We start from the raw sequence: 14,642 nt of genomic DNA, 5'->3' as shown, positions 1-14,642 counted from the left end.
CTATAGCTTATGAAATTTTTTATTGATACAGCCAATCTTGACCAAATAAAGGAAGCTCAGGAACTTGGCGTTTTAGACGGGGTAACAACTAATCCGTCTCTTATGGCGAAAGAAGGAATTACCGGAAAGGATAATATCTACAAACACTATAAAAAGATTTGTGATATTGTTGATGGAGATGTAAGTGCAGAAGTGATCTCAACCGATTTTGAAGGAATGGTAAAAGAAGGTGAGGAGCTTGCAGAATTGCATGAACAGATTATTGTGAAAGTTCCTATGATTAAAGAAGGGGTTAAGGCGATAAAATATTTTAGTGACAATGGGATTAAAACCAATTGTACTTTGGTATTTTCTGCCGGGCAGGCCTTATTGGCTGCTAAAGCCGGAGCTACGTATGTTTCGCCATTTATAGGGAGGTTAGATGATATCTCTACAGATGGTTTGAACCTTATTGCTGAAATTAGGCTGATTTATGATAACTACGGTTTTGAAACTGAAATTCTTGCAGCTTCTGTACGTCATACCATGCACGTATTGGAATGTGCTAAAATAGGTGCCGATGTTATGACGGGGCCGCTTTCTTCTATTGAAGGTTTGCTAAAGCACCCACTTACAGATATTGGATTGGAAAAATTCCTTGCCGACTATAAGAAAGGAAATCAGTAAAATTTCTTGATTGATATTAAAAAGAAAGGCTATTTAAAGAGTTCTAAGTTGAAAAGAACTCTCTAAATAGCTTTTTTAATTATTTAAAAATTCCAGGATTTGCCTTTCAAAATTAGGTGTGTTAAGCTGGGCTTTACCATTAATTATGTTGCCTCTGGAATCAAGGAAAATAAGTTTGTTAAGGTAATTTTTAAGCAAATTGATATCAATATCGATGGTACTTAGTTTATATTCTCCGGTCTGGTCCATATTGTAAGCCTTAACTATATTTTTCCAGGCTTGCTTAGAACCTTTGTCAATATTTATTCCTACAAACTCAAGTTCCGGATACTTCTCTTTTAAGCTTCTAATTATATCGTGCTGCCATTTGTAATGTTCGGGGACGTCTAGAGACCAATGGTAGGTTACAATGGGTTTGTTGGAAATGTCTTTTAGCCGAACCATTTCATCTTTAAAATTGATTAGAGGTAACTCTCCAATATTATTACCCGGTAATAATCTTTTTTGAATTTTTGCCATTTCCTGTAGCTCGGGTAACTTTTCGCCATTAAACTTAATTTCTTTAAGAATGTTTAGTATGCCATCAATTTTTTCGGCATTATCTGAAAAGGTGATGCCTTGAATGGCCAGGCGGTTTATAAAAATACTTTTTATTTCTTCTTTTTCAATTAGAGAATCGGCGAGATTAATTCTATAGCGAATGTTTGGTACAGAGTGAAGTTCAAAACAATTAGAGTTGGTATCAAAATTATCCAGACAATTCTCAATAGACCGGGTTCTTAAATGATCCTCTATAAAATTTAAATAGCCATAATATTCCTTGAGCTGGCTGTTGTTAAAATTTAGGTCTTTTCGATAGCTATTAAAATCATCAGGAATTTGCTGCGCTAATTCGTTGTAGTATTTTTTTACCAAAAAAGTATAGCGTTCCCTTAAGTGATAGAAGTCGTAATTTATAGTATTATAGGCAAGTTCTCTAAAGGCCTCAGAAAATTGCTCTTTTTCATTTAAAGTATTTAATTTATTTATTCTTGATTTCTTGATAGAGTCTGTGATGCCGGCAAATTTGGTAGGATTAATTTTGTAGTAAGAGAGCATCATATCGTTATTTTGCTCGTTACTTAGAAACATTTCTAAAAGGAAACTACTTTTGGAAGATCCCGGCCCACTAAAATTAAGGGACTCATCAAACTGCATAGTGTTTAGCCAAACCAAAATACTATCGCCGGGCTCCAAATACATTATTTGGTTTTCTGGCGGATGCGTAAAACTGTATATTCCGGGTTCTAAATTTTCTAGCTTTTTTCCAAATTGGTTGTTCTGATCCAAAAAAAGCGTATCGATAGTTTTAGTGCCTTTAGAAAGAACAAAATAAGGGTTATTGGGGTTCATAATTTGCCCTCCAATAAAAATTCCTTTTTGGTCTTTTTTAGAACTGTTGCAACCAAAAGAAAATATAACTCCGATAAGAAAAAAAAGTAAATAATATTTCATGTAGATCGTTAAGAGCTAAATACTTGGGATGCCGCTAATCCTGGTAGCAGCTACAAATATAGTTTGCGGTATACATTACCAATGTTAATCGGGAGTTAAAAGAATAATAAAAACGTTAATCTTTAGATAAGTCTTTGGGATTGGCTATTTTTGCAAAAATTTTCAAATTATAATTTTATGCTTTCAGTATCAAATCTTTCGGTTCAATTTGGCAAGCGTGTTTTGTTTGATGAAGTGAACACCACTTTTACCCAGGGTAATTGCTATGGAATTATTGGAGCCAATGGCGCCGGAAAGTCTACTTTTTTAAATATACTCTCTGGAAAATCTGAGCCAACTTCTGGTCATGTGAGCCTGGAGCCGGGCAAAAGAATGTCTGTACTGGAGCAAAACCATAACCTGTATGATGATACTCCGGTACTGGAAACGGTGATTTTAGGGAACCAACCTTTGGCCAGGATAAAAAAGGAGATGGATGAAATCTATATGAAAGAAGATTTTAGCGATGCCGATGGAGAAAGAGTAGGAGTATTGCAGGTAGAATTTGAAGAAATGAATGGTTGGAATGCCGAAAGTGATGCCGCTTCCTTGCTTTCTAACCTGGGTATTAAGGAACAATACCACGCTACCTTAATGAAAGATCTTGACGGAACCCAAAAGGTAAGGGTGCTTTTGGCTCAGGCACTTTTTGGAAATCCAGATGTGCTGATTATGGATGAACCTACCAACGATTTGGATTATGAAACCATCTCGTGGCTGGAGCATTTTTTAGCTAATTACGATAATACGGTAATTGTGGTTTCTCACGACCGTCACTTCCTGGATGCTGTTTGTACGCATATTTCAGATATTGATTTCGGAAAAATAAATCATTATAGCGGAAACTATACTTTTTGGTACGAATCTTCACAATTAGCAGCCAGACAAAGAGCACAGCAGAATAAAAAAGCGGAAGAGAAAAAGAAAGAATTACAGGAATTTATACAGCGTTTTAGCGCTAACGTAGCTAAATCTAAGCAGGCTACTTCCCGTAAAAAGATGATTGATAAATTAAATATTGAGGATATAAGGCCTTCAAGTAGAAGGTATCCTGCAATTATTTTTGAACGAGAACGCGAGGCGGGAGATCAGATTCTTAATGTAGAAAAACTTGAAGCTTCTGTTGAGGGGGAAACACTTTTTAAAAATGTAAATATCAACCTTGCAAAAGGAGATAAAGTGGTGGTTTATTCTAGAGATTCAAGAGCAACTACTGTCTTTTATGAAATTATAAATGGAAAGCAGGAACCGGTATCCGGTAAATATTCCTGGGGTGTTACTACTTCACAGTCGTATCTTCCATTAGATAACTCGGCGTTTTTTGATAACGACCTTACCCTGGTAGATTGGCTTAGACAATGGGCTAAGACAGAAGAAGAAAGGGAAGAGGTTTATATTAGAGGTTTTTTGGGGAAAATGTTGTTTAGTGGCGAAGAAGCTTTAAAAACTTCTAAGGTGCTTTCAGGAGGGGAAAAAGTACGTTGTATGTTAAGCCGAATGATGATGATGAGAGCTAACGTGGTTATGCTGGATGAGCCTACAAACCACCTTGATTTAGAGTCTATTACTGCTTTTAATAATTCTTTAAAGAATTTTAAAGGAACTGTTTTGTTTACTACGCACGATCACGAATTTGCACAAACAGTGGCTAACCGTGTAATTGAATTAACACCGGGAGGGGCTATAGACCGTTACACCACGTTTGATGAGTATATGAGCGATAAGAAGATTAAGGAGCAACGCGATAAAATGTATGCTGTAGAGGTTTAAATACTGCCTTACCTAAATACTTTGTTTTATTGATGAGATAGTTGCTTTAGCTCAAAGTTTGGACAAGAAGAAACAAGTAAAAAACCCGGTAGTTGCTACCGGGTTTTTTTGGCTAATTAAAACAAAAATACAAACTATCTGAATTCTTAAAACATTCCACCACCATCTGCTTCGTTGTCGTCTCTTTGCTTTCTTTTTAATGCCTGGTTTTTTCCTCCGCCAAAGCGGTAAGAAAAGCCTACATATACATTTTGGGTTTCGCCCTTAAACCTTCCTGTTTGTGGTAAGGGGCGACCGTTGATAAAACTAAATTCCTGTGTATTAAAAACATCGTTAAAATTCAGGCTAAGTGTGGCTTTACCATTTAGTAAAGAATACCGTCCTCCCAGATTTATAAAATACATGGGATCCATATCCATTTGTAGATTTTTGGCCTTGCTTCTATAGAAGCCAAATAATTGAAAAGTTAATTTTTCGGTGGCTTTAAAACTATGGTTAGATCTGAATGTCCATGCAGTGTTATCGGTTTCGAGGTAATCGGTGCCTACAACGCCTTTTAATTGTTGGCTATAGAGTTCAAAATTTGTATTGGTGCTCCACCAATCGGTAAATTTATAATTAAGTCCAAGCTCAAGGCCATAGGCATTATTGTCTTTAAAATTTTCAAACTGTAATAATAGTGAGCCTTCTTCATTAGGGTCTTCTATAAAAACCTGGCTAATTTCATCGTTAATATTTCTAAAGAAAACCCCGGCAGTTAAACTTCCTTTTTTAATGAATTTACGGGTATAATTAAATTCCAGGGAATTGGTGAATTGTGGATCTAATTCAGGGTTTCCGGATACAGTTAGCCTTGGTGTACTTATTTCGCGAATAGGACTTACCTGGCCAAAACCCGGACGATCTACCCTTCGGCTATAGCTTAATTGATAGGAATTAGTTTCACTTGGTGTATAATTTAGAAATCCGCTGGGGTAAATATTAAAGTAATCGTCTGTAAAAACCTGTTCGCCATTATAAATTGCGTCTACACTAAAGTTTTCTAACCTGGCACCGATCTGATAAGACCATTTTTCGAAATTTTGGCCATAGGTTGTGTAAAAAGAGTAAATATCCCTTTTATATTGATAAGTTGCAGGGGTAAATAAACTACTGTTGGTAGTGTAGTCGTTATCGGTATCTAATAGACGGGCTTCAGCGCCTAATTCTAATTTACTATTTTCAGAAAGCGGATTTTCATAATCTATATTTGCGATAAAATTTTCCCTTGTTTCTTTTACATGGTCACGATAATCTGTAAAGCCTTCGGTATCCCCTTCAAAGTTAAAAATAGAATTTTCATCTTCATCAAAGGTGTTGTAGTCTAATTCAAACAGGATTTTATGTCCCTCTTTTTCAAATTTCCGGTCGTAAGCAAAATTATAGGTGCTATTAATATTATCGTAATTAGAGTCCAGGTTTTGCGCTAAATTGCTTTGTGGATTGTTGGGGTAAATAATTCTCAAGGCTCCCTGTGGGCCGCCGTTATAATGATTCTGATTGGTATAGAAGGAAAAAGTGTTTTTTTCGTTTATATAAAAATCTACGCCAACTTTATATAAATAAGATTCTCGGGAGTTAAGGATGTCAAAAGCCTGGCGATAATTATCTTCGGTAAAGTTTATTCTTCCCATGTTTTCCCGGTCTCCAAACTGTGTTCCGAAATTTCCGTAGAAATTTAGTTTACCTTTTCTATAGTTTAAATCTAAAGAACCGTTATACCTGGTATTTTCACCAATAGTCACGCCCGTATTTAAATTTCCGTTAAAACCATCTTTTGCATTTTTGTGAAGTACAATATTGATAATTCCACTCATTCCTTCCGGGTTATATTTGGCAGAAGGGTTGGTAATTAACTCTATAGTTTTAATAGAGGTTGAAGGGATTTGTTTTAATAATTGGGCCGGATCCATATTGGTGGGTTTTCCATCTATTAGGATACGCACATTTGAATTTCCGCGAAGTGCTATATTTCCGTCCTGGTCTACATTCACCGAAGGTACATTGTTCATAATCTCGGAAGCACTGGCCCCGGTTGTGGTGAGATCTTTCCCAACATTAATTACTTTTCGGTCTATTCGTTGTTCTATGGTGGTGCGCTCTGCAACTACGGTTACACCTTCTAACATAGCTACGTCTGGTTCTAAAGCTATATTGCCAAAGTTGTAGGTCTTCTGGTCTTTGGTAATCTTAATTTCTTTAGAAAATGTTTTATACCCCATAAACTGCACTGAAAAAGTATAGGTGCCGTTGGGGATTTTTTCTATGCTGAAGGTTCCATCGGCAGCAGAAGTATTTCCCGATACCAGGTTTCCTTCTTTGTCTGTAATACTAATAGTTGCGTAAGGGATGGGCTCTTTGAGATCATTATCCAGCACTAAACCTGAGATTTTTCCCATGGGTTCATTGGCCATTGCGGTTAAACCGCTAATACATAATGTTAAAATTAAAAATAACTGTTTCATTTTTTGATTGATTTTGATGGTTAGTGTGTTTAGAATAATTCCTTGTAATACATAATAGATGAATATTTGTTTTGGTAATTTTCGGGTTGTTGATGAATGAAACTTACCATGTTAGATTGATGAATGACCCCGTTTGTTTTGTTATGCCTTATACTTTGTATTGCATAATACATAAGCCTGAGCTTCCAAAATTTCGATCTTTCTTCTACTTTAAAAGACGAGGTGAAAAATGAAATGTTACACTTTTTTTAAATATTTTTTGAAAAAAGGCCATCTGCACGTTTTTAAAGATTGTTTTTCCGGAATAACAAACTAAAACTTACAGACAGCCTATCAAAAGCTTGCCGGTTTACTAACCATCACATCTATATTCCAACAAGCCTCTCTAAATAAAAGACTCGTACCAAGTATTTTTGTTACACTTAGGCCTAAATCTTAAGTTTGTGATATGCAAAATAAAACATTAGTTTTGGGAGCTTCTTTAAATTCGGCACGATATTCTAATATCGCGATTAAGCGCTTGGTTAAATATAACCAGCCGGCAGTAGCTTTGGGCTTGAGAAAAGGAGAAGTAGAAGGGGTGAAAATTGAAACCGAAAAAATTATGTTTCGGGACATAGACACGGTTACACTTTATCTAGGCCCTCCCAGGCAGAAAGAATATTACGATTATATCGTTTCTTTACAGCCTAATAGAGTGATTTTTAATCCCGGAACCGAAAACCCTGAGTTTTACGATATTCTAAGAGATAATAATATTGAGTTTGAAGTTGCCTGTACTTTAATTATGCTTGGAACGAATCAATATTAATCCTAATAAAGTGAGAAATCCATTTAGAATTAGAATAAAGAAGCCAAATTCAAAGCCAAACCAAACCAGGCTATTTATACTGATTATATAAGATAAAACCGGAGCTACTATAGCTACAATCGGAACAAGCTTATCTTTTACTTTTATGGATGTGAAAAGGCCAAGGGTGTATAGGCCAAGTAGTGGCCCGTAGGTGTAACCCGCAAATTCAAATAGTTTATTGATCACACTTTTATCGGCTATGGCGTATTTAAAAATTAACATAACGCCGATAAATAACAGTGAGATTACAATATGAATTTGCTTTCTTATCTTCATTTGTTTAGCCTCTTCATAGCGTTTTTCAATATTTAGAATATCGATACTAAATGAGGTGGTAAGCGCGGTTAAAGTGCCATCGGCACTGGAATAAGCTGCAGCAATTAAGCCAAGGATAAAAAGAATGGCGACACCAATTCCCAGTTCGCCGCCTGTAGCTATGGCCGGGAAAAGTTCATCTTTAATGGCGTCTATCCCACTTAAATCGGCGTATTGACTAAGAAGCACTCCTAAAATAAGAAACATCATATTCACTATGGTAAGCACCAGGGTGAAAGAGAACATGTTTTTTTGGGCTTCTTTCAGGTTACGACAGGTAAGGTTTTTTTGCATCATGTCCTGGTCCAGTCCGGTCATTACAATTGCAATAAAAGCTCCACTTAAAAATTGTTTTACAAAATGGTCGCTACTTTTCCAATCTTCAAAAAAGAAGATTTTTGTGAGGCCACTTTCCGAAAGGTGATTAATCATGTTGCCTGCTGTAATTCCTAATTCATCTGAAACCACAATTAAAGTTGCACCAAGGGACAATAGCATAAAAAATGTTTGCAAGGTATCTGTCCAGACTACCGTTTTAATCCCGCTTCTAAAAGTGTATAACCAAATAAGCAATATGGTTGCAGATACAGTTGCGTAATAAGGCACCCCCAGTTCATCAAAAAGGATAAGTTGTAAAACGTTGGCTACCAGAAATAGTCTAAAGCTAGAGCCTACAATCCTGGATAATAAAAAAAATGAGGCCCCGGTTTTATAGGAGTATTTTCCAAAACGAGATTCCAGGTAGGAGTAAATAGAGGTAAGGTTTAATCTATAGTATAACGGTAGTAACACAAGGCCAATTACCGCATACCCTACAGTATAACCTAAAACCACTTGAAAATAACTAAAACTATCGGTTGCAACCGTACCGGGAAGAGAGATAAAAGTAACCCCGCTAAGCGAGGCACCAATCATTCCAAAAGCTACAATATACCAGGGAGACTGCCTGTTGGCCCTGAAAAATTCGGCATTACTACCGGCTCTACTCGAAAAGAAAGAGACCAAAAACAAAAGTCCGAAATAAACGGCTATTAAAATTAAAATCTGGTAAGGCTGCATAGCTTGTGATTTTAGAAAGGGACGAATTTACAAATTAAGCATAAACTTTTACCTACTTCCTTAAAATGGAACTTTAGCTCCCTTCAAGATGCTGCTTAAAGCGGCGAAAGCAAAAAAATATCATTACAATTAGGCTAAGCCTCGGCATTTACATCTTTAATATCGCGTAAAAGTCATAAATTCGCAATATGGATTTTTCTTCGAAATTATTGGAACAGGCGGTAGATGAAATGTCTCAGCTACCGGGTATTGGTAAGCGTACTGCCTTAAGGTTGGTATTACACTTGCTTAAGCAACCCGAGTCGCAAACCAAGCAACTTACAGAGGCCCTTACCGGGCTTAGGTCTGGGATAAAACTTTGTAAAAACTGTTACAATATTAGTGATACAGATTTATGCGCTATTTGCGCCAATCCTGCCAGGAATTCAGAAATTATTTGTGTGGTAGAAGATATTCGCGATGTAATGGCTATTGAAAATACCAATCAATACCGGGGGCATTACCACGTTCTGGGAGGTAAGATAAGTCCGATGGACGGGATTGGCCCCTCACAATTAAGTATTAAGCCATTAATTGAAAAAGTGCAGGCCGGGAAAGTAGAAGAGCTAATTTTTGCGCTTAGCAGCACCCTGGAAGGTGATACCACCAATTTTTATATTTACAGACAATTGGAAGGTACAGAGCTAAGAACTTCTACTATAGCCCGCGGAATTTCAGTGGGAGACGAACTAGAGTATGCAGATGAGGTTACTTTAGGGAGAAGTATTACCAACAGGGTTCCTTTTGAAAATTCTACCAAAAATTGATATCTTTAAGTGAGCTTCGCGCTAAAAAATAAACAGATGGAAATTTCAGCATTAAAAAAGCGATTATTGAAAAATTAGAGGAGCTTGATGAAGCTCAATTGCTTTGAATTCAGGAGTTGATTGATATTTTTATCAACCTAAAGTATTGAGCAACCGCAAATCGATTATCACCTTGAAGGGTGAAATTTAATATCTGATTGGCAAAAGAAAGAATTTAAAATGCTGAAAAAAGTTTAATTAGGGTAGCAGGAGTTTTTCATAAGGAAGTTGCAAAACGAGTAAAAGTTAAATATGGCTTCTAAAAGGGAAGTTGTTTGGGCTATTTCAGTAATAAAAAAGCTAGACAATATTCTTGATTATATTGAAAATAATTGTAGCAAAACAATTGATGAAAATTTCTTTAATACCTTAAAGCATTCGATAGAGCTAATTAAATCCTTATCATTTTCCTGCACTTTCAAAAGAAAAGAGTTTTTATAAATGTGTGGTAACAAAGCATAAATCTATTTTTATAGTGTTCCGAATGAAGCTCTTATTAGGATTCTTAATGTTTTTGACACGCGACAGGATCCTCGAAAACTTCCACTTAATCGATAATATTTGTACTGAAAAATTTAGTTTCAGCTTTTGAAATTGTAATTTTACCCAGAAGCGGATCTTGTTTCTAGAACAGGGAATATAGAATGAAAATTTATTTTATTGATTTTTTAATACTTTTAAACTTGAAATTTCATTAAATTCGCAAATATAAACCTTAAAATAAGCTTTCTAATAAAGATATGGCAAAGTTTGAACTTAAGCTACCAAAAATGGGCGAAAGTGTCGCCGAAGCAACTATTACCAACTGGTTAAAAGAGGTAGGAGATGCTATTGATGCCGACGAACCTGTATTGGAGATTGCAACCGATAAAGTAGATAGTGAAGTCCCTAGTGAAGTAGAAGGTACTTTGGTGGAGAAACTTTTTGAAGCCGACGATGTAGTGCAGGTAGGTCAAACTATAGCTATTATTGAAACTGAGGGGGAAGTTCCGTCAGGTAGCGATGATGATGAGATAGATCTTGACCTTGAATATGAAGAAGAAAGTGAATATGCTGAAGAAGTTGCTGAAAGTGTAGAAGCTGCAAAAGAAACCGCAGGAAGTAATGATTTTTCTGAATCTTCCAGGTTTTACTCTCCGCTAGTGAAGAATATTGCCAAAGAAGAGGGTATTAGTCTTGAGGAGCTGGAAACAGTAGAGGGAACCGGTAAAGATAATCGGGTGACTAAAGATGATATTCTTGCTTACGTTGAAAACAGGCAGAAAGGTGCTTCAACTCAACAAAAGTCTGCAACAAAACAAGCACCGGCGGCAGATACTTCAAAAATGGCAAGTGCTACCGCCGAGTCGGAAAAGGTGGTTCGTTCGGGTGAAGACGAGATTATAGAAATGAGCCGTATGGGTAAAATGATTTCCCACCATATGGTAGATAGCGTTCAAACTTCGGCACATGTTCAATCTTTTATAGAAGTAGATGTTACCAATATTTGGAACTGGAGAAATAAACACAAAAACGATTTTCAGAAAAAAGAAGGCGAAAAACTTACCTTCACCCCAATTTTTATGGAAGCCGTGGCGAAGGCTATTCGCGATTTCCCGCTGATTAATATTTCGGTTGATGGTGATAAAATCATTAAGAAGAAAAATATAAACCTGGGAATGGCAGCAGCCCTTCCAGATGGTAACTTAATTGTACCGGTAATTAAAAATGCCGATCAGCTTAACCTTGTAGGGCTTGCTAAGAAGGTTAATGATTTGGCAAACCGTGCGAGACAAAATAAATTAAAGCCAGACGATATTCAGGGGGGTACTTATACGGTAACCAATGTAGGAACATTTGGTAGTATTATGGGAACACCTATAATTAACCAACCACAAGTTGGTATTCTTGCGTTGGGCGCTATTAGAAAAGTGCCGGCTGTGATAGAAACTCCGGAAGGCGATTTTATTGGAATTCGTTATAAAATGTTTTTATCGCATAGCTACGATCATAGGGTTGTAAACGGGGCACTTGGTGGCCAGTTCGTGCAACGCGTGGCTCAGTATCTGGAAGGATTTGATAAAAACCGTGAGATATAATTACTGGCAGACTTGTATTAAAGTTTTCTAAGTGATTAAGGAAAAAATCCTCAGGTTGCAAATAATTTCAGCCTGAGGATTTTTAGTTTATAGTTTTCTTCGTTTAAAGATTTTTTACAAAATTATTTAATAAGCTTAGGGCAGGTTGCTCCTCCTGGTTATTATTACTGGTAAAAAATTGGGCCGTCTCCAAATCTTTATATCCAAGAATGCTAAAAGCTTCATCTTTTTCTAATTTTTTAAAGGCCATAGACCAATCCGAGAAAGCTCGTTTTTCATTAAAACCAGAATCTATTTCAACGATATTATGGTGGCGTTTGTCTTTAGCTATTTTGTTGTATAAATCATTTACCTGCGCTTCTTTTCCTTCCAGGTATTGAATAAAAGTTCCATGAAAGTAAATTAGCAATCCTGTAACCTCAACGCTACTGTTGTTGTCACGAGATTTTGCAAGTAATTCTTTTAATTCTTTATCGGTAATTACATGACTTTGTTTGCTAACCTAAGCCAAATATTTAAGCATGCCTGGTTTTTTATATAATTTCAAATATAAACAATGTATTTTGTTTTTGTTCAACAGAGATTAAATTAGGACTTTTCAAAAAAGTAAAGCTCATAAATTATAGTATCTTTACCCCCAAAACCAAGCCCATTCTATGGAATTAAACCTAACCAAACCCATTTGTTTTTTTGATTTGGAAACTACCGGAACAAATGTGGCTAAAGATCGTATTGTAGAGATTGCCATTCTTAAAGTTTTTCCTAACGGAAATAAAGAAAGTAAAACCTGGTTGGTAAACCCGGAAATGAAAATCCCAAAAGAAGTGGTGGCCATTCATGGTATTTCAGATGAAAAAGTAGCCAATGAGCCAACTTTTAAAGAACTTTCTTCCCAGGTTCACGAAATGATAAAAGGCTGTGACCTGGCCGGGTATAATTCAAATAGATTTGATATTCCCCTATTGGTAGAGGAACTTTTACGTGCCGGCGTAGATTTTGAAATGAAAAATGTTGTAGCAGTAGATGTGCAAACCATTTTTCATAAAAAAGAACAAAGAACACTGGCGGCCGCTTATCAGTTTTACTGCGGAAAAGATTTAATAGATGCCCACAGTGCTGAAGCCGATACCACTGCTACTTATGAAGTTTTAAAATCGCAGTTAGATCGTTACGACGACTTACAAAACGATATGAAGTATTTGGCCGATTATTCTGCCAGAAAACGTTTTGCCGATTTTGCCGGCTTTATAGCTTTCAATAAAAAAGGAGAAGAGATTTTTGCCTTTGGTAAATTTAAAGGGCAAAATGTAGAAAAGGTATTGGAAGACGAACCGGGTTATTATGGTTGGATTCAAAATGCCGACTTTCCTTTGTACACAAAAAAGGTACTTACTGCTATAAAACTAAGAAAGCTAAATAATAAATTGTCTTAATAAAAAATGAAGCAAACTTTTATCGTATTGCTTCTGCTTTGCTGTAATTTTTTAAGTGCTCAGCAAAACCATGTGGTGGGCCAGGTGGTAGATGCCGTTTCTTTAAAAGGTTTGCCTTATGTGAATGTTGTTTTAGAGGAGCAGCATAAAGGTATTTCTACAGATGCTCAGGGGAGGTTTGCTTTTGTCCTTAAAGGTGTTGATTCTTCTGCTAGCCTTAAATTTAGTTATGTAGGGTTTGAAACCAGAAAATTAAAACTGTCTGATCTGGATAGCAGGGTGGTAAAGTTGCAACCGGGCGTGGATGATCTTGAAACAGTATATTTATACAATATTATCGGGGAGAATTCTAAAAAGATTAATGATTTTCGTGGAAAAGAAAGCATTGGGCTGGGCAACTTTAGTGGCGGGCAGTTTCCAAGTATGGTGGCACGTTATTATGCCAGGCCTAAAAAGTTTACTGCATCTTGTTTTTTAGAAGAGATAGAGGTTAGATTTTTTTCTACCGATATAAAGATGAATAGAAGGTCTAAATTCAGGTTAAGAATATTAAATGTAGGAGAAGATGGAAAGCCTTCAGGAGACTTGTTAACCGAAGACTTAATTATAGAACGAGAAGACCATAGGGCTAAGGCAAAAATTCCTTTGCTTAAATATAAGATTTCAATACCTAAAGAAGGTTTTTTCGTAGCTGTAGAGCATCTATTTATTGAAGAAAATAAGTATATTGAAAAGAAAGATTATCGGGTATATCGGGAAACATATACACTATAAAGATTATAAGGTAGTTAAATATTTACCCGTATTTAAAGGGGTGTTGGAAGAAGGAGGTGAAGATTTCAAATCTTTTTTTAAGGATATTAATGGTTGGAAAAAAATGAATAATTTAGATAATTCTCATTCGGTTTTTAAAGGGGAGATTCCTGCTCCTGCTTTTAAAATTAAACTAACCGATTAATTATTTAAGCATGAAGATAATTTGTATAGGTAGAAATTATACCGATCATATTTCTGAATTGAAAAATGAAAAACCCGAAGCACCGGTAATTTTTTTAAAGCCCGATACTTCCATTTTATTAAAAAAACAGCCCTTTTTTATACCAGATTTTTCTGAAGAAGTGCATTACGAAGTAGAAGTTTTGATAAAGATCAAAAGAGTAGGAAAACATATTCAGGAAAAATTTGCGCATAAATATTATGATGAAGTTGGACTTGGTATAGATTTTACCGCCAGGGATCTTCAGCAGAAATTAAAGGAAAAAGGTTTGCCCTGGGAAAAGGCAAAAGCATTTGATGGGGCTGCGGTTGTAGGAGAAAAATGGTTGACTAAAGATTCGATAGCCGATATAAATATGCTTAACTTTAGTTTAGAAAAGAACGGGGAAACCGTACAAAAAGGGAATACAGCATTAATGCTTTGGAAAATTGATGAGCTAATCGCTTATATTTCCCAATTTTTTACTTTAAAAATAGGGGATATTATTTTTACAGGAACACCGGCCGGAGTAGGCAAGGTTGCAGTAAATGATAGATTAACCGGATTTATAGAAGAACAACAAATTTTTTCAATTCAAACAAAATAGTGA

At 36.0% G+C, this 14,642-nt stretch carries 12 protein-coding genes and 1 pseudogene; 9 read left to right on the top strand and 4 right to left on the bottom strand.

The genetic code is table 11. The features are described 5' to 3' along the window. Window positions 1-9 precede the first annotated feature (9 nt). On the top strand, window positions 10-666 hold the full coding sequence (gene fsa / locus GUB10_RS08290; protein ID WP_193710974.1) for a fructose-6-phosphate aldolase: 657 nt from the start codon (window positions 10-12) through the stop codon (window positions 664-666). A 75-nt stretch (window positions 667-741) separates the two neighbouring features. Here the strand turns inward: fsa and GUB10_RS08285 are convergent, their stop codons facing one another. Beyond that, on the bottom strand, window positions 742-2,160 hold the full coding sequence (locus GUB10_RS08285) for a hypothetical protein (protein WP_227740351.1): 1,419 nt from the start codon (window positions 2,158-2,160) through the stop codon (window positions 742-744). A 177-nt stretch (window positions 2,161-2,337) separates the two neighbouring features. Between GUB10_RS08285 and GUB10_RS08280 the strand changes: the two genes are divergently transcribed. Next, window positions 2,338-3,969: an ABC-F family ATP-binding cassette domain-containing protein gene (locus GUB10_RS08280; RefSeq protein ID WP_193710973.1), complete on the top strand. Its 1,632-nt coding sequence runs from the start codon at window positions 2,338-2,340 to the stop codon at window positions 3,967-3,969. Between the two features lie 146 nt (window positions 3,970-4,115). On the opposite strand, the gene GUB10_RS08275 is transcribed toward GUB10_RS08280, so the two are convergent. Then, window positions 4,116-6,473, bottom strand: coding sequence for a TonB-dependent receptor domain-containing protein (locus GUB10_RS08275; protein ID WP_193710972.1), 2,358 nt, complete (start codon window positions 6,471-6,473; stop codon window positions 4,116-4,118). Between the two features lie 448 nt (window positions 6,474-6,921). Between GUB10_RS08275 and GUB10_RS08270 the strand changes: the two genes are divergently transcribed. Beyond that, window positions 6,922-7,284 carry a CoA-binding protein gene (locus tag GUB10_RS08270; protein ID WP_193710971.1) on the top strand — a complete coding sequence of 121 codons (363 nt, stop codon included), beginning with the start codon at window positions 6,922-6,924 and terminating at the stop codon, window positions 7,282-7,284. On the opposite strand, the gene GUB10_RS08265 is transcribed toward GUB10_RS08270, so the two are convergent. After that, window positions 7,255-8,700 (bottom strand): sodium:solute symporter, encoded by a 1,446-nt coding sequence (locus tag GUB10_RS08265; RefSeq protein WP_193710970.1) that lies wholly within the window; start codon window positions 8,698-8,700, stop codon window positions 7,255-7,257. The genes GUB10_RS08270 and GUB10_RS08265 overlap by 30 nt on opposite strands. 188 nt (window positions 8,701-8,888) lie before the next feature. On the opposite strand from GUB10_RS08265, the gene recR reads away from it, so the two are divergent. Together recR and GUB10_RS08255 are read left to right on the top strand one after the other, a co-directional pair. After that, window positions 8,889-9,506 (top strand): recombination mediator RecR, encoded by a 618-nt coding sequence (gene recR / locus GUB10_RS08260; protein WP_193710969.1) that lies wholly within the window; start codon window positions 8,889-8,891, stop codon window positions 9,504-9,506. 779 nt (window positions 9,507-10,285) lie between these two features. After that, a complete protein-coding gene (locus tag GUB10_RS08255) occupies window positions 10,286-11,623 on the top strand; it encodes a dihydrolipoamide acetyltransferase family protein (protein WP_193710968.1) in 1,338 nt (445 codons plus the stop codon). A 103-nt stretch (window positions 11,624-11,726) separates the two neighbouring features. Here GUB10_RS08255 and GUB10_RS08250 read toward each other — a convergent pair. Continuing rightward, window positions 11,727-12,113, bottom strand: a pseudogene (locus GUB10_RS08250) (BLUF domain-containing protein); the annotation flags it as partial. A gap of 166 nt (window positions 12,114-12,279) precedes the next feature. Here GUB10_RS08250 and GUB10_RS08245 point away from each other — a divergent pair. From GUB10_RS08245 to GUB10_RS08230, 4 genes are read left to right on the top strand one after another with little or no spacing between them, the layout of a single operon-like run. Then, window positions 12,280-13,056, top strand: coding sequence for a 3'-5' exonuclease (locus tag GUB10_RS08245; protein ID WP_193710967.1), 777 nt, complete (start codon window positions 12,280-12,282; stop codon window positions 13,054-13,056). A gap of 6 nt (window positions 13,057-13,062) precedes the next feature. Next, window positions 13,063-13,830 (top strand): carboxypeptidase-like regulatory domain-containing protein, encoded by a 768-nt coding sequence (locus GUB10_RS08240; protein WP_193710966.1) that lies wholly within the window; start codon window positions 13,063-13,065, stop codon window positions 13,828-13,830. Beyond that, window positions 13,784-14,014 (top strand): hypothetical protein, encoded by a 231-nt coding sequence (locus GUB10_RS08235; protein WP_193710965.1) that lies wholly within the window; start codon window positions 13,784-13,786, stop codon window positions 14,012-14,014. The genes GUB10_RS08240 and GUB10_RS08235 overlap by 47 nt, the downstream gene beginning before the upstream one ends. Before the next feature lie 10 nt (window positions 14,015-14,024). After that, a complete protein-coding gene (locus GUB10_RS08230; RefSeq protein WP_193710964.1) occupies window positions 14,025-14,639 on the top strand; it encodes a fumarylacetoacetate hydrolase family protein in 615 nt (204 codons plus the stop codon). Window positions 14,640-14,642 lie beyond the last annotated feature (3 nt).

The organism is Salegentibacter sp. BLCTC (genome assembly GCF_015143665.1).
Taxonomy (GTDB): Bacteria; Bacteroidota; Bacteroidia; order Flavobacteriales; family Flavobacteriaceae; genus Salegentibacter; species Salegentibacter maritimus.
This window is presented reverse-complemented; position numbering and strand designations above follow the sequence as displayed.